The 16635-nt window shown below is 49.0% G+C and carries 13 protein-coding genes; 8 read left to right on the forward strand and 5 right to left on the reverse strand.

What is annotated here, in order from left to right:
- Positions 1-219: 219 nt before the first annotated feature.
- Positions 220-1533: a glutamate/aspartate:proton symporter GltP gene (gltP, locus tag N0B36_RS20755; RefSeq protein ID WP_016155378.1), complete on the forward strand. Its 1314-nt coding sequence runs from the start codon at positions 220-222 to the stop codon at positions 1531-1533.
- Between the two features lie 50 nt (positions 1534-1583).
- On the opposite strand, the gene yjcO is transcribed toward gltP, so the two are convergent.
- Both yjcO and fdhF read right to left on the reverse strand, forming a co-directional pair.
- On the reverse strand, positions 1584-2273 hold the full coding sequence (yjcO, locus tag N0B36_RS20760; protein WP_016155379.1) for a Sel1 family TPR-like repeat protein YjcO: 690 nt from the start codon (positions 2271-2273) through the stop codon (positions 1584-1586).
- Between the two features lie 103 nt (positions 2274-2376).
- The gene (fdhF, locus tag N0B36_RS20765; RefSeq protein WP_103928834.1) at positions 2377-4524 is read right to left on the reverse strand and encodes a formate dehydrogenase subunit alpha; all 2148 of its coding nucleotides are present in this window, start codon (positions 4522-4524) and stop codon (positions 2377-2379) included.
- A gap of 288 nt (positions 4525-4812) precedes the next feature.
- Between fdhF and N0B36_RS20770 the strand changes: the two genes are divergently transcribed.
- On the forward strand, positions 4813-5544 hold the full coding sequence (locus N0B36_RS20770) for a response regulator (protein ID WP_019077857.1): 732 nt from the start codon (positions 4813-4815) through the stop codon (positions 5542-5544).
- A 14-nt stretch (positions 5545-5558) separates the two neighbouring features.
- Here the strand turns inward: N0B36_RS20770 and N0B36_RS20775 are convergent, their stop codons facing one another.
- The 3 genes from N0B36_RS20775 to N0B36_RS20785 are packed head-to-tail and all read right to left on the reverse strand — an operon-like array spanning position 5559 to position 8118.
- On the reverse strand, positions 5559-6563 hold the full coding sequence (locus N0B36_RS20775) for a carbohydrate kinase family protein (RefSeq protein WP_259688932.1): 1005 nt from the start codon (positions 6561-6563) through the stop codon (positions 5559-5561).
- The gene (locus N0B36_RS20780; protein ID WP_016155383.1) at positions 6560-7420 is read right to left on the reverse strand and encodes a ketose 1,6-bisphosphate aldolase; all 861 of its coding nucleotides are present in this window, start codon (positions 7418-7420) and stop codon (positions 6560-6562) included. The genes N0B36_RS20775 and N0B36_RS20780 overlap by 4 nt, the downstream gene beginning before the upstream one ends.
- A 14-nt stretch (positions 7421-7434) precedes the next feature.
- The gene (locus N0B36_RS20785; protein ID WP_019077855.1) at positions 7435-8118 is read right to left on the reverse strand and encodes a D-lyxose/D-mannose family sugar isomerase; all 684 of its coding nucleotides are present in this window, start codon (positions 8116-8118) and stop codon (positions 7435-7437) included.
- A gap of 549 nt (positions 8119-8667) precedes the next feature.
- Between N0B36_RS20785 and N0B36_RS20790 the strand changes: the two genes are divergently transcribed.
- The 6 genes from N0B36_RS20790 to N0B36_RS20815 are packed head-to-tail and all read left to right on the forward strand — an operon-like array spanning position 8668 to position 16565.
- The gene (locus tag N0B36_RS20790; protein WP_259688921.1) at positions 8668-11208 is read left to right on the forward strand and encodes a type VI secretion system Vgr family protein; all 2541 of its coding nucleotides are present in this window, start codon (positions 8668-8670) and stop codon (positions 11206-11208) included.
- Positions 11201-13297, forward strand: a complete 2097-nt coding sequence (locus N0B36_RS20795; RefSeq protein ID WP_259688922.1) for an alpha/beta hydrolase — start codon at positions 11201-11203, stop codon at positions 13295-13297. Before N0B36_RS20790 ends, N0B36_RS20795 begins: the two co-directional genes overlap by 8 nt.
- Positions 13298-13306: 9 nt before the next feature.
- Positions 13307-14083, forward strand: coding sequence for a hypothetical protein (locus N0B36_RS20800; protein WP_259688923.1), 777 nt, complete (start codon positions 13307-13309; stop codon positions 14081-14083).
- A gap of 46 nt (positions 14084-14129) precedes the next feature.
- Positions 14130-14900 (forward strand): hypothetical protein, encoded by a 771-nt coding sequence (locus N0B36_RS20805; protein WP_259688924.1) that lies wholly within the window; start codon positions 14130-14132, stop codon positions 14898-14900.
- Position 14901: 1 nt separating this feature from the next.
- A complete protein-coding gene (locus N0B36_RS20810; RefSeq protein ID WP_016155465.1) occupies positions 14902-15162 on the forward strand; it encodes a PAAR domain-containing protein in 261 nt (86 codons plus the stop codon).
- Positions 15159-16565 (forward strand): hypothetical protein, encoded by a 1407-nt coding sequence (locus N0B36_RS20815; RefSeq protein WP_259688925.1) that lies wholly within the window; start codon positions 15159-15161, stop codon positions 16563-16565. The genes N0B36_RS20810 and N0B36_RS20815 overlap by 4 nt, the downstream gene beginning before the upstream one ends.
- Positions 16566-16635: the final 70 nt, after the last annotated feature.

Consider the following 16635-nt stretch of genomic DNA (forward strand, 5'->3'; position numbering starts at 1 on the left):
AAAGTTATTCATCAATACCCCGATAAAATTGCATTTTTATGCATAAATTCAGCCGAAGGCTCTGTTCCTGGAGGGTTGCGCGAGACAGTACGCAAATGATAATGATAATAAGCGTTAAAAAACTCCATAAACGAACGCAACACAATTCATACCCTTTCAGTATGTACTATTACCACACACCGCATGTGGAATAGCGCTCCATCGAGGAAGTCCGTTGTTATGAAAAATTTGAAAGTCAGCCTGGCATGGCAGATTCTGATCGCTATGGTGCTGGGCATTCTGCTGGGGAGTTACCTGCATTACCATAGTGACAGCCGTGAATGGCTGGTTGTAAACCTGCTGTCACCGGCGGGCGATATCTTTATCCATCTGATCAAAATGATCGTGGTGCCCATTGTCATCTCTACGCTGGTTGTCGGTATCGCCGGGGTCGGTGATGCAAAACAGCTGGGCCGTATTGGCGCCAAAACTATTATCTATTTCGAAGTAATCACCACCGTGGCGATTATCCTGGGTATCACGCTGGCGAATGTGTTCCAGCCAGGCACCGGGGTGGATATGTCGCAACTGGCGACCGTGGATATTTCGAAATATCAAAGCACGACCGCAGAAGTACAGAGCCACGCGCATGGCCTGATGGGGACAATTTTGTCACTGGTGCCAACCAACATCGTCGCATCGATGGCAAAAGGCGATATGCTGCCGATTATCTTCTTCTCGGTGCTGTTCGGTTTAGGTCTGTCTTCCCTGCCGGCAACTCACCGCGAGCCGTTGGTTACCGTATTTCGCTCTATTTCCGAAACCATGTTTAAAGTCACTCACATGGTTATGCGCTACGCGCCAGTCGGCGTTTTCGCGCTGATTGCCGTTACCGTCGCGAACTTCGGTTTTGCCTCCTTGTGGCCGCTGGCGAAGCTGGTGCTGTTGGTGCATTTCGCCATTCTGTTCTTCGCGCTGGTGGTGCTGGGGATCGTGGCGCGCATCTGCGGTTTGAGCATCTGGATCCTGATCCGCATTCTGAAAGACGAGCTGATTCTGGCTTACTCTACCGCCAGCTCCGAGAGCGTACTGCCGCGCATTATTGAGAAGATGGAAGCCTATGGCGCGCCAGCTTCAATCACCAGCTTTGTGGTGCCGACCGGCTACTCATTCAACCTTGATGGTTCAACTCTGTACCAGAGTATCGCCGCTATCTTTATCGCGCAGCTGTATGGTATCGACCTGTCGCTGTGGCAGGAAATCGTGCTGGTGCTGACGCTGATGGTGACCTCAAAAGGGATTGCGGGTGTGCCGGGCGTATCATTCGTGGTGCTGCTGGCTACGCTGGGCAGCGTGGGGATCCCACTGGAAGGCCTGGCGTTTATCGCCGGTGTTGACCGTATCCTCGACATGGCGCGTACCGCGCTGAACGTGGTGGGTAATGCGCTGGCGGTACTGGTTATCGCCAAGTGGGAACACAAATTTGACCGCAAGAAAGCGCTGGCCTATGAGCGCGACGTGCTGGGTAGATTTGATAAGACCGCTAATCAGTAATTCATGACAGCTTGCCGGATAAGCGTAGCGCCATCCGGCAATGCAAATCATTACCCGTTTGTTAACTTATCAAACTCTTCGCAGCCGGTATCGAATCCTTCCATACAGCTCAGATTGAGCCAGTGCAGCGCCTTCTGTTTATTCTTCACGATAAAACCCTGTTCACCGTTTAAGAACATCATCCCTGCCCAGTATTCGGAATAACCGGTGCGGGAAATGGCTGAGCTTCGTTTGAAATACCACGTCGCTTTCTCATCGTCAGCGGGAATGCCCACGCCGTTGGCGTAAATCAGGCCGAGCAGCATTTGTGCGTCGACGGCGGAGTCATTTTCCAGGTCTTCGGAGGCGTTTTGCAGCAAGGTAATGGCTTTAGGGTAATCGGTACGTCCAGCCTGGGTGTTGACCAGAATCCGCGCCAGGGTAAGTTCTCCCGCTTTACTGCCTGCTTTGGCTGCTTTTTCCGCCAGCGTTTTAGCCTGGGGGTAATCCAGACTGACCGGATTCGTAATTTTGATTTGCGCCAGTAGCGCGCAGGCGTCGGCATCGCCGTTGTCGGCGGCTTTTTGCGCCCAATACTCGGCTTTGCTCAAATCGCCCGAACTGAACCAGGTATCGGCAAGAAAGTACTGTGCGCGACGATCCCCTGCCTCAGCGGCCTGCAAGTACTGGCTTCCTGGCTCAGTATCACTGGCATGGGCAAAGAATGTCATAAAGAACATCAATGCAATGAGTTGTTTCATTTTGAGTTTTATTTAGGGTACGGAATGAACAGTATAAAGAGATCGTATGGATAAAAAAACAGCCTCCGGGCGGAGGCTGTTGCAGAACAGTTACGTAAACGGACTAACCCATCGCGCTTTCGCGCAGGCTGGCTTTCAGCTTGGTGTACTCATCAATGACATACTGCTCGGCAGCGCGCTGATCGGCAATGCGTTCAACGTTAACGGCACAGTACTTGTACTCCGGCGTTTTGGTAATCGGGCTTAAGTTCTCGGTTACCAGCTCATTACATGCGCCAATCCACCACTGGTAGGTCATGTAAATTGCGCCTTTGTTTGGACGATCGCTGACTGCTGCACGGGTAATGACCCGGCCTTTACGCGAGTTAACCCACACCAGCTCTTCATCCTGGATGCCCAGGCGTGCTGCGTCGGCGGTGTTGATCTGGGCATAGCCCGGCTCATCCGCCAGCGCGGCCAGCGCCGCACAGTTACCGGTCATCGAACGGCAAGAGTAGTGGCCGACTTCACGCACCGTAGACAGCACCATCGGGTACTCCTCAGTGAGTTTGTCGATTGGCGCTACCCAGTCGCAGGTAAAGAACTGCGCCAGACCGTTCGGGGTATCGAACTTCTCTTTGAAGAGATAAGACGTACCCTGGTCGGCTTCTGAGGTGTCGCGGCAAGGCCACTGGATATAGCCCAGTTCGCCCATTTTCTCGTAAGTGGCACCGTAGAAATCCGGGCACAGATGACGCAACTCATCCCAGATTTCCTGGGTGTTGTTGTAGTGCATCGGGTAGCCCATACGGGTGGCGATTTCACTGATAATCTGCCAGTCCGTTTTCAGATCCCACTTCGGCTCAACGGCTTTAAAGAAGCGCTGGAAGCCACGGTCAGCCGCGGAGAAGACGCCTTCATGCTCGCCCCATGACGTAGACGGTAAAATAACGTCTGCGGCAGCGGCAGTTTTGGTCATGAAGATATCCTGCACGATGACCAGTTCCAGATCCTCAAAGCCTTTGCGCACTGCGGAGAGTTCAGCATCAGTCTGTAATGGATCTTCACCCATAATGTACGCCGCGCGGACTTCGCCATGCGCCGCACGGTGCGGCAGTTCACTGATGCGATAGCCGGTATGCGCAGGCAGACTTTCCACGCCCCAGGCTTTAGCGAACTTCTCGCGGTTAGCCGGATCTTTCACATACTGATAGCCCGGATAGGTATCCGGTAGCGCGCCCATGTCGCATGCGCCCTGAACGTTGTTCTGGCCACGAACCGGGTTAACGCCCACGCTTGGCTTACCGAGGTTGCCGGTCAGCATTGCGAGGCTGGTCAGTGAACGCACGGTTTCCACACCCTGATAGAACTGGGTAACACCCATGCCCCACAGGATGGCCGCGCTTTTTGCCGTGGCGTACATACGAGCAGCCTGACGAATATCCTGTGCGCTAACGCCAGTGATATCTTCGACGGACTCCGGCGTGTAGCCTTCGACAATCTTGCTGTACTCTTCGAATCCTTCGGTACGAGAGGCGACGAACGCCTGGTCGTACAGTTTTTCTTCGATGATGACATGACCCATGGCGTTGAGCAGCGCGATGTTCGAGCCGTTTTTCAACGCGATGTGCATATCGGCAATACGCGCGGTTTCAATTTTGCGCGGATCGCAGACGATAATTTTCGCCCCGTTACGTTTAGCGTTAATCACGTGGTTCGCCACGATCGGGTGGGAATCCGCCGGGTTGTACCCGAAGATGAACACTAAATCTGTGTTATCAATTTCATTGATAGCATTACTCATTGCGCCGTTACCGACCGATTGGTGCAGACCTGCAACCGAAGGGCCGTGTCAGACGCGAGCGCAGCAGTCAACGTTATTGGTACCAATAACGGCGCGCGCGAATTTTTGCATTACATAGTTGGTTTCGTTACCCGTACCGCGAGATGAACCGGTCGTCTGAATAGCGTCCGGGCCATACTTCGCTTTGATGGCGCTCAGACGAGTGGCGACGTAATCAAGCGCTTCATCCCAGGAAACGGATTCCAGTTTGCCGCCACGCTGGCGACGGATCATTGGGGTTTTCAGACGAGGGGTCAGGATCTGGGTATCATTGATAAAATCCCAGCCATAGTAGCCCTTCAGACACAAGGTACCCTGGTTGGTTTTCCCCTGCGCCGCTTCAGCCCGGACGATTTTGCCGTTATCGACCACCAGGTTGATTTTGCAACCTGATGCGCAATATGGGCAAACCGTGACGACTTTTTTCATCGGTCTCGCTCCAGTTAATCAAATCACGCATACGCGCTTGTCGCTTGAGTTATGCATCTTTTATGCCATGTTTTTATCAGGGGCATTAGTCGATATTACGGGCGAATTTTGCGCAAAACCCTGACGAAAAACAGGCTGTCGTCATATTTGACGTGACGAATCTCCAATACGTGACGGCCCGGCAGTGTGACCGAGGTTATGTTTCCCACACATCCTTGTGCCTTATCGCTGTCACTCTGTGCAGAATCAATCACACTCATTTAAGTTGGCCAGAAATGGGGAAAAACAATGAAGCCAGCCATACTGGTTGTGGATGATGACATCGCTGTCTGCACGCTTTTACAGGATGTGCTGAGCGAACACGTCTTTGCAGTGACCGCATGTCACACCGGGCAGGAGGCGCTGCGCTGCATTGAGACTCAGCCGGAAATCGCTCTGGTATTGCTGGACATGATGTTGCCTGATATTAACGGTCTGATGGTGCTGCAGCAGGTGCAAAAGATGAGACCCGGACTACCGGTGGTGATGCTGACCGGGCTTGGCAGCGAGTCGGATGTGGTTGTCGGGTTGGAAATGGGCGCTGACGACTACATCGGTAAACCGTTCAATGCGCGGGTGCTGGTGGCGCGGGTAAAGGCGGTACTCAGACGCGTCGGCGTGTTAACGGCAGAAAGCGGCAGCCCGCAAACCACGGGGCTTTCTTTTAACGGTTGGCATCTCGATACCGCCGGTTGCCAGTTACATAATCCTCAGCAACTGAAGGTGGAGTTGACGCAGGGGGAATACAGCCTGCTGCTGGCGCTGGCCCAAAACGCCCGCCGGGTACTTAGCCGAGAACAGTTGCTGGAACTGACGCGGAGCGACAGCGTTGAGGTGTTTGACCGCACCATTGACGTGCTAATCATGCGGTTACGGCGAAAAATAGAGAACAACCCGCATCAGCCGATGCTGATCAAAACCCTGCGCGGGCTGGGCTATGTGTTTGCCGCCGACGTTCAGCATCATGATAAGGCGGCGTAAACGTCTTATCCGGCCTACAAGGACGCTATGTCGGCTTTTAACTCTGCCAACGTTTTCGCGCCGTCTATCGCGTTGGCGCACAGCAAACTGGCTCGTGCGCAGGCGTGTGCCAGCCTGACGCTGTCCGTCAGCGACCAGCGTTCATGACAGCCATACAAAAATCCGGCGCAAAACGCATCTCCCGCCCCGACGCTGCCAACGATCTCCTCCTGCGCCAGATATTGTGACGGGATCCAGACGCCCGGCAGATCCGGCGCTTCACCCCAGGCGCCTTCCGGACAGTGGATAACCACCCGCTGGCGAACGCCCGCATTCAGCAGTTCGCGCGCAGCGGTGGCGATGTGCGCAATATGCAGCTCCCCGTTGGGCTGGCGGATCTCCAGCCCGCTGAATTCCCCGGCTTCCTGCTCGTTAATTACCAGATAGTCGAGATGGCGCAGGGCTGGCATCACTAACGGCTGATAGCGTGGGTCGCCCTTGCGTGAAACCAGATCCAGTGATGTTTCAAAGCCGTTGTCGCGCATTTGCGCCAGCAGCCGTGCGCTACGCGTGCCGTACTCCTCATCCGGCATGTCCAGACTGTCGAGCAGCAGCAGATAGCCAAGATGGAAGATTTTCATCGAGGTATCCAGTTGCTCAAAAGCGGGCAGATCCAGCAGCCGGTTGGCGCCGGGCGAGTGGAAAAAGGTGCGCTGACCGCTGGGATCGGTCATCACCTGTGACATCGACGTGGGGGCGAAAGTCGTGCGCTGCACATGTTGGCGATTAACATGATACTGCTCCAGCATCGCCATGATGTAGTCGCCGTCGCTATCCTGACCTATTAACCCCACCGCCTGCAGCGGCAGTCCGGTGTGCATTTTCGCCAGCGTCAGCAGTACGTTCAGCGGCGCACCGCCCGTCGCGCGTTCGCTACGGATGATTTCCGCCAGCCAGCCGCGTTCCGGCCACTGCACAATTTGATGCACATGATCGACCAGCATGTTGCCTGCGGCGATAACGCCTCTGCGTTCCATCAGACCCGTCCCGCGCTGCCAAAAATACGCATCTGTTCTGAAACGGTATCGGTAATGGCCTCTTCAATGGCGAGCAGCAGTTCGGCGAATTCGTCGTACAGGGGCTGACGATTCGCTATTCTTGTCTCTACCGCTGACAGCGCCGCCTGCGACATGCCGGTATAGAAGTTGATTTTGTGAATGCCGAGTTCAATTGCGCGCTTGAAATCGTCGTTGCTGATGCCGGAACCGCCGTGCAGTACCAGCGGGATCGCCGCCTGCTGGCGAAGGGCGTCCAGACGCGGAAAGTCGAGCACCGGTTCGCCTTTATATTTGCCGTGTGCATTACCAATGGCGACCGCCAGCGCGTCAATCCCGGTTCTGTCGACGAAATCACGCGCCATCATCGGGTCGGTAAATAGCGACTCGTCGGCATGACCATACAACGCACCGCCCTCATCGCCTCCCACCGCGCCCAGTTCGGCTTCCACCGATACGCCGACGGCGTGACACATCTTCACCACTTCGCGGGTTTGACGAATATTTTCTTCATACTCCAGCGTGGAGCCATCAAACATCACTGAACTGAAACCTAAGCGCAGTGCCCGAACCACCGACTCAAAATGCAGGCCGTGGTCAAGGTTCAGCACTACCGGAATGTCATGCCGCGCGGCTTCGAACTTGACCGCTTCGACCAGAGAATCCAACGAGATATATTTAAAATGCACCTCGGCGATGTTGATGATAAACGGCGAACGTTCCTGCTTTGCCGCGGCAAACAGCGCGCGCAGGAAGTGTGAGTCCAGAACGTTAAACGCCCCTAAGGCATAGCGGTGCTCGCGGGCATGGGCAAGGCCATCGGCGAGAGATATCAACGGCATAATGCGCTCCTTGGTTAGCGGAACAGGCGATACTCATTACACAGCACCAGCTGCGCCGGTTCGTCTTCTTCAATGTCGTTATAGCGGGCGATCGGTTGCAGAAAGTGGTTATCGTGGTCGTCGTCATTAACAGAAGAAACCTCGCCGACCAGCACGTCGCCAAAACCTTCTTCCGCCCAGAAGCTGTGATACAGGCCCGGTGGCAGGCAGATGCTTTCACCCGGCGTCAGGCGCAGTTGACTGCCTGCCGCATGGGTTTGCCGACAGCCGTCAATCACCACGCTCACGTCGCTGTCCTCCGTTTGTTCTCGGATCCCCGCATTCCACAGTTCCACAATTAAATTACCGCCGCCGCGATTGATAATGTCTTCGCGTTTACGCCAGTGAAAATGCATCGGCGTGACCTGCGCATCGCGAACATGCATGATTTTCTCGGCGTAGCATTTCTCGTAAGGCATTCCTTTCGGCGAGCCATTACGCAGGGTAAACAGCGTTAACCCTTGCGCGGCGAAATTGTTGCCGCCAAACGCGGTGACATCCCAACCGAGCTTAAGGTCGAAAACTTCTCTCCAGGCGGCGGGATCAAGCTTGCGCCATTGGGTCGGCGGGAAACTGGCGAAAGGGGGGAGATGCACGTCGTGCTGAGAGAAAAACTGGCGCGTGTGGCCAAGGATTTCGTTTATTGCTGAGCGTTTCATTGATTCTCCTGTGGCTGATAAGATGACCTTTATGCGGCCCTCTCTCAAAGAAGAGGGAGAAAATCAAAAGCTTTCCCATGGATAAAATGGACACAATCCGGTTACCTCTCCCTCACAGCAGAATAGGGAATAGTTATATTTTATTGTGTTTTTCTATGTGGTGATGTGATTCATTCAATAAAATGATAAATAAAAAGAGCATTTTCACAAATGTTATTGTAAATCATTATCTTAATATGTTTGTTTTTTTAGTCGAATCTCAGTTTTCTGCAGTCATTGGGATGTGAGCGCTGGCGTGTTGCCTCGCGATTAAAAATGAATAATACAAAATATAAATAATCTTATTAAAATCTGCTGCTATTGAATATAAAATATCGTTAGTTAACCTATCGTTTATATATCATAAGTGTACTACGTACTTTGCTAATAACTATTTGTTTAGTTTTAAAATATTTTTTTAGTAAAAAATAACCTTCTTAGTAGTCTTGTTGGTATGCTGATTAAACTTTATTCTTTATGTATTACTGTCTTTCTGCAAGGGATGCGATAATGAAAAAAGGTTCTGGCTTCTATAATCTTGAAGGTATGATTTCAGATGATGGTATAAATAAATACTTATTAACCATCAGAGGGTCGGTAAATTTAGGTGTACTTGATGTTGAATCAATTGACGGAAAGGAAAGTCTAAGCAAACCATATAGTTATAAAATAACATTCACTTCAAAATGTAAAGATATCCCTCCAGAATCTCTTCTTAATATTGAAGCTATGCTACAAATTAGAGCCCCTAATAATAAATGGAGTAAATATGTTCAGGGTTCTGCAATGTGGATCAATGAGCGGCAAATAGAAGGGGTTATTACATCATGTTCACTTATTAGCACTTCAGCGGATGAATCACTGTACGAAATCAGGCTGGAGCATAAGCTTGCATTACTCTCACGACGCAGGCGATCGGCTATTTACCTGAATATTAACGTTCCGAAACTGGTAACGCAGATCCTCAAAGAGCATTTTTTTGCTGATTATGAAATCGACTTTGATAAGCTTCTTTGTACCTATCCTGACCGGGAAATGATCGTACAGTGGGAGGAATCAGATTTAGCGTTTGTCAGCCGCATCCTGTCAGAAGTTGGGATCTGGTTCAGGATTGAAAATCATCATGCGGTTTCGCACATTATGGTGCTTATCTTTAGTGATTCCCAAAGCCGGTACATCTTCGATCAAAAGATTATGCATGCATCTCATGCGGGTCTGACAGCAAATGATTACGCGATCGATAAGCTGGTATCAAAGCACAACCTTGTCTCCGCAGCCGTTAAAGCAAAGAACTTTGACTACCGGCTTGCCAACTCGCTAATACTCAATGCTGATGCCGATGGGGCTGAACAAACATCGACGACGTATGGAGTGGATTATCGTTATGCGGATATTCACCACCAGCCGGGATCGAAATTTGCAGAGGAACAACCGGGCGAATCCAGCTGGTTCTACGCCAAACTGCATCACGAAATTATTCTTAATAATCAATCTGTTTTAAGCGGGGTGACCACCAGCCCGTCGATCGCGCCAGGTATGGTGCTTGAAATCGACGGTACTATTCCGCAAGCGTTTACTTCAGGATTTGTGGTAACGGCAATGCGGGTGACGGGGAGGCGTGATGCCGCCCTTCAATCCCAACTGATCGGTATTCCTTACAGTGAGCGCGTTTGCTTTCGGTCGCAGCCACTACCCCGACCGCGTATCGTGGGTACGGTTCCCGCAATTGTTTCCTCCCGAATAGACAATGACAAATATGCCCATATCGATGTGCAGGGGCGCTATTGGGTGAAGTTTGATTTTGACCTCGACCAACATAAGCAAGGCTATGAAAGTATGCCCGTCCGTCTGGCACGGATTTATGCCGGTGATACTTATGGTCATCACTTCCCGCTCATTCAGGGGGCGGAAGTTGCCATTGCGTTTGAAGGTGGTGATCCGGAAAGGCCTTTCATTGCCCATGCGCTGCATCATGCTCCAAAGCCTGACCTCGTCACCAGCCGTAACAATACCCGCAACGTAATCCGTACTGCGGGCCACAATAAGCTGCGGATGGAGGACCGACGCGGACAGGAACACGTCAAGTTAAGTACCGAATACGCTAAAACCCAGCTGAACATGGGCCACCTTGTTGATGCTGGTGGTAAGCCGCGCGGTGAAGGCGCAGAACTGCGCACCGATGAGCGGGGGGTGTTGAGAGCCGCAAAGGGAATATTGCTGACGACAGAGGCGCAGCCAAAAGCCCAGGGCAAGCAGCTCGATATGAACGCAGTTGTTCAACAGCTACAGGCTGCGCTTGTACTGGCAACCTCTCTTCAGCAGAGCGCCCTGACGGCGCAAGCGTTAAACGTCGAAATGGGGCAACAGCAGCAGCTTAACGCCGCACTTGAACAGTTGACTCAGCCGGGGCTGGTGGCCTATGCCGATCAAGGTATGGCTCTGCTCACACCAGAAACCATGGCGCTGTCGGCAAACAAAGATCTGTCGCTGAATGCGGCCAATAACGGCAGTTTTAACGTTTTTAAGAAACTCTCCATGGCTGTCGGACAGGGTTTATCGCTTTTCAGCAGAGCGATCGGGATCAAAATTATTGCCGCAAAAGATGATATTTCCGTCCAGGCGCAGCGTGGTGAAATGGGCCTGCTTTCCGATCAGCATTTTCATATTCAAAGTATGAACGGCAATGTGACCATCAGCGCCAAAAAGAATATTCAGTTGCTGTGTGGGGGTGGCGGTATCCGAATAAATGAAGATGGCTCAGTAAAAATATTCTCTCCCGCTAAAGTGCAGTTGAAAGGCACCATTCTTGACTGGAGTGGGCCGGAATCCGTTAAAGATAAATCCCCCGTTTTTCAGGAAGACCAGTTTCACCGCCGCATTAAATTACATGGTTATGGGAATACAGACGATGTTCTGAAAAAGACAAAATTCAGACTGACTAAGGCCTCCGGTGAAATCATTGACGGTGTTACCGACGATGAAGGCATGACGCCGTTACTGGATATGACGGAAATGGATGAAATGAAAATGGAGATTTTGCCAAATGAGTAACAGTCCCTTTAATCCGCGAGTCGTGGCGACGGGGGTACAAGGCGTGCCTAAATCCACCGGTGGAAAAATGGCAGTCTGCGAAGTGGCGGTTAAAAACCCTATGCCCTGTATTGTAATCCTTGTTCATGGTGTTAACGATGTGGGCGAGGCGTATCAAAATCAGGAGCAGGGGATCATTGCCGGCCTGAATGAACGTATGGGCCGTACGGATATGTATCCGCATGAATGGCACCAGTTCAAAATGGATATGGGCGATGGCGAACAGCAGCAGGTGAAAATGCCTGGGCGCAGTCCGGTGATCCCATTTTACTGGGGATATAAACCTGTTGATCATGCAACGTATATCGAGGACCAGCGGCGTTATCGTGATGAGCTGGCTAAATCAGGCAGCGCCGCAAAGCTGCCTTACAATGCCTACCAGGAAGATGACGCCACGAAGCTGGCAAAGTTAGGACACATTCCTCAAACCACGTTGAAATATCAGAATGATAATTTCGGTAATGTTCTCGACGATGTGTATGCCAAAGGCGGTGGTACCTTTGCGAATGCGACAACCTCTATTCCGGATATGTTAGGCCCGGGTTCCGGTGGCCTGACGAATGGCGCTGCAGGATTTGCTTCATTTCATATGAATGGTGGGGATTTTACGCATCCTATTTATGATAACCCTCACCGTATTTATCAGTTTTTTGCCGCGCAGCGGCTGGCCGATTTAATCCTGATGATTCGAAGAGAACCGGCAACCCAATTCGATCCTATCAATATTGTTGCGCACTCCCAGGGAACGATCATTACCATGCTTGCCAATATGCTGGTTAAATCGGCAGGGGCGGACCCCGTTGATTGCGTTATTCTTAATCACTCCCCCTATGCGCTTGAAAATACGTTTGCCGAGAGTGCGACCCCCGGACATCACCAGACGGATCGCGCCCGTCAGCAGACGTTTAAAAATTTCTGTCATTTGATGGCGACAAACGATAAATATGGCAAAGGAGAATACCACACCGGAGCGGAAATTGATGATATAGAAGGCGCAACATGTCTGAGTAAAACCCATTCTCAATGGCGCAAGAATAAGCTCTATACCCGCAATAACTTCGGCAAGGTATATAACTATTTTTGCCCCAATGACAGTGTTGTCTCATTACTTAACGTGCAGGGTTTTGGCTGGCGAGGCATACCTCACGACATTGCGAGTGGTATAGAGAATTTGCGCCAGCGTGTTTTCTGCGAAAATGGCCCCGATATAGGTTGTAGCCCCCAAAGCGTGTGTTTTGAAATGCCGGCGTTAAAAAAGGGAAGTTTTAATCAGGATACGGGTTTTACTAAACAATATACGTTTTCCGATGTTGTGATTAATGGTGAACAACTTCCCGTTACTTTTAAGCATCAACTACAGGGGGTAGAGAGCAAGTATAAATATTCGTTAGAGCCTGATTCCCCCGATCAGGTCATCTCATTTTCTGCAAAAGCCACTACTATTTCCCGTACTGAGACAGATATTAAAAATCTCAGCGGCGCAGGTTTCGATTTTTTACAGCCAGGTCGGGAATTAACACCAGCAGAACTCACAATATTCAGCAATAAATATGGTAAGCGTTATACCAAAGGCGTTGTCCTTGGAGGGGGATACAATAAAACCGTACAGCTGATTTATGAAAAAACGACGGATGAACTGAAAAAAGAATGGATGCACTCAGACCCTGTTGGTTACAGCCAGCATTCCTCTATTGTCATGTCAAAAGATGCCCCAGCGAAAGCAATGGCCTTCGATCTAGCGGTGGGGATATGCAGGGCATTTGATTACGAAAATGGTGAGTTCTGGGTAAAACTACTTCGCCGTGGGGACTGGCGTATGAAGAAAAATGGTTTTTCTGATACTGTTGAATATTATAAATCAGGAGTGCTAAATAATAGGAAGACAAAAATATATATGAATAAACCTGATGAGATACTACCCAAGGGGGCATTTGGTGTAGTGAATGAATACTGTCATTCAACAATAGTTAAACCGGCAAGGCATAATGAAATATACAATACGGAGATTTCTAATCTGCAATGGGATATGCCTAAGCCAATTAACGTATAAGGATAATTTATGAAATTGGAGATTGTTTTAAAGATAATAATTGGTGCGTTCTTGCTATGCGCCGTCTCTGCCTGTACAAAATCACCCTCGCAGATTATTTATCGCTATGATAATAACCGCTATCTGGAATTGAAAGGCTTCAATTGTGATGGCGCACTTTGGTATCATGACAATAAAAGAAGCATACATAAAGAGATCTATGATGGCATATTTGCTTCCTTCAGAATTTTTACAGGTGAATATATTCATCCTTCCGATAAATATATATTTATTCCTGAGTGGGAGCCGGGGGCATACACAATATCCAAAGACTATGGGCAAACATGGGAGGTGGCATCTTATATTTCCCCATTTCAGGGGCAAGAGAGAAATTCAGAGGGGAATATGGTCGACAGACCGGAGGGAAAAGAAATAAAAAGAGTGGTGGTGGTTAATAATCAGGCATTTATTACCACTTCGCAGAATCATTTGTATATGAGTTCATACCCTTTTGAGGATCCGCGTCTAAAACCCGGCGGACCGGGTATTGATTATAAGTTCTTTGATGACACTTATTATCTCTACAGGCCAGGTAAACATAAATCCAAGGGTAAGTATGTAGACGCTCATATGAGACCTGAATCTCCAGGTGCGGCCTGGGGGACGGTCGTTTTTATGAAAGCTGCTTTAGCCCATTTAACGGAGGGTTATAAGGCAAATTATCAAAACCTGCCCGACAAAGAACCGGAGGTGGTGGGCTATAAGGGATGGACCCGGATGCGCTGTGACCTGGATGCGGGAAAATAATCTGCAATGGGATATGCCTGAGTCGCTTAACGTTTAAGGATAAATAATGAAAATGAGAAGTACGTTAAAAATAATAATCGGAGCAATCTCGCTATGCGCCGTCTCTGCCTGTACAAAATCACCCTCACAGATTATTTATCGGTTTGATGATAATCGTTATCTGGAGCTGATCGGATATGATTGTGAAGGATATGTTGTTTATCATGATATAAAAAGAAATATTCATAAGTCAATTTATAGCAACCCGATATACATGGTATTTACGGGAGAATATATTCATCCTTCAGAACAGTATGTTCTGGTGCCTGAATGGGAACCTGGGGCATATAAAATATCTAAAGACTATGGGCAAACATGGCAGGTCGCATCTTATATGTCCCCATTTCAGGGGCAAGAGAGAAATTCAGAGGGGAATATGGTCGACAGACCGGAGGGAAAAGAAATAAAAAGAGTGGTGGTGGTTAATAATCAGGCATTTATTACCACTTCGCAGAATCATTTGTATATGAGTTCATACCCTTTTGAGGATCCGCGTCTAAAACCCGGCGGGCCGGGTATAGATTATAAATACTTTGATGACACGTATTATCTCTATAAACCAGGCAAACATAAATCCAATGGCGAGTATGTGGACGGTCATACCAGTCCTGAGTTTCCTGGACGAGCCTGGGGGACAGTCGTTTTTATGAAAACTGCTTTAGCCCATTTAACGGAGGGTTATAAGGCAAATTATCAAAATCTGCCCGACAAAGAACCAGAGGTGGAGGGCTATAAGGGATGGACCCGGATGCGCTGTGACCTGGATGCGGGGAAATAATATGAAAGGTGTAATCAGGCTAAATGACCCGCTGGAAAACGGTGGGTATGTGAACAAAGCTTCTGGTAGCAAGTTTATGGGAATTCCTGTCGCTTTAATGGGGGATACTGTTCTTTGTGTTGCGCATAAAGGAACCTTTCCCATACTTGATTTTGAACCAACCTGGACAATGGACGGTAGAGGCGTTGTTGTGGATGGGTGTAGGGCTGCATGCGGTTGTGCAATAAAAACCACACTGCCAATGGCGGGGACAAGCAAATGAGTAAATGGAAGATACCAAACAAGAATCCCTATCAAGACCCAGGAAAATTCCCGCTAAATATTATGCTGGTTATTAGCTGTGCTATATTCTTGTTATGTATGATGTACCATATATTAAACTGGCTTCAGGAAAAGAAAGTTGCTGATGATTTGACATGGAATGCAATAGTAATCCCTTCTCTAATAGTGTTAGTAATCTGGTGTGTGGTGATAATCATTCACGGTATAATATCTTTTCCGTTTTATTATGCGGGTTACCTTGAGCAGTATGGTATGTATAAGTGGAAAAACTGGGCAATACAGGCATTGCCTCTTTTAGACTATTCATCAATTCTCCCGGTGCCTGAACTGGCATTAAAAATTCAGAAACTAGAAGGGGAAGCGCCAGCAGATTCTGCAACGCCGTTACGAATTGATATCGAAGTTGATTCAATGGATGACGCCAGAGTTGATAAAGTGCTAAGACGGTTGATAGAACCACTCAAGAATTCTCTTGTCAAAGAGTATCGTCCGTTTAATACCTGGTTGTATGTTAAGGGTGCGGATGACACTATCGGCAATAGTTTCAGGGCGGTACTCGCAAGTCTGGGCATCTCCAGCAATAAGGTCGGAGACGTTAATATTCTTCATGATTGTCCGGATTATTCATTAATCAATGGTTGGGTTGGCCTAAATATTTCTGAAAACAACCTGGTTATTACAGTTGAATTGCACAATAAAAATAATTCTGATTTTTTCGAAAGTGCTAATGCCTTTATTTTTACCAATGCAAAATTGCTTGAAGATAAAGACACGCCTTTATATTTATTGCGTATGATGGACAGTACTCCATATTATCTTGATGAAATCGTAAGTGCATATTTATCTGCTCAACAAGTGGATGTGAGTAAAATTAAAAAGATGTGGTTCAACTCACTGGATAAACAGTCAAAATTCGTAATGTTTAGTGGGGTGGAAAACGCAAAAGTGAACATTTTGGCCGATAGTCGATATGAGCTGGAAGCCGTTACTGGGCAAAGCACAGAGGTTCAGCGTTGGGTTGTATTGGTGTTGGCTGCGGATGCTGCAAAATATGGTCAAGGGCATCAGTTATTCGCCAGTGCATCCGCAGGCACGATTCAAACCGGAATAATAGCTGCTAAATATCCAGGATGTTGGCCTGCACTTGGTAAGCTCGATTTCGGGAATTATTGGAAAATCATAATTGTTTGCGCAATTATTTTATGGGGTATAGGGTTTGTAAGTCTCGTGCCAACGGAAATGTTCAATAATCATCCCTGGTATACGTTTACTCCTTTAGTTATCGGCATTCTGGTTATTTATACGGCGATTATGATTTATTCTTTGATCGTGAGTCAAAAGATAGAGCGGGAAATGGATATTTATTACTCTCAGTTTTTATGAGGAAAGCGCCCTGATGGGCGCTCATACTTCTTTTACTCTCTTTGCGGCAGGAGAGCATCAGTCGGTTAAG

Origin of the sequence: Citrobacter sp. XY323 (genome assembly GCF_025106035.1) — a bacterium.
GTDB lineage: Bacteria > Pseudomonadota > Gammaproteobacteria > Enterobacterales > Enterobacteriaceae > Citrobacter > Citrobacter braakii.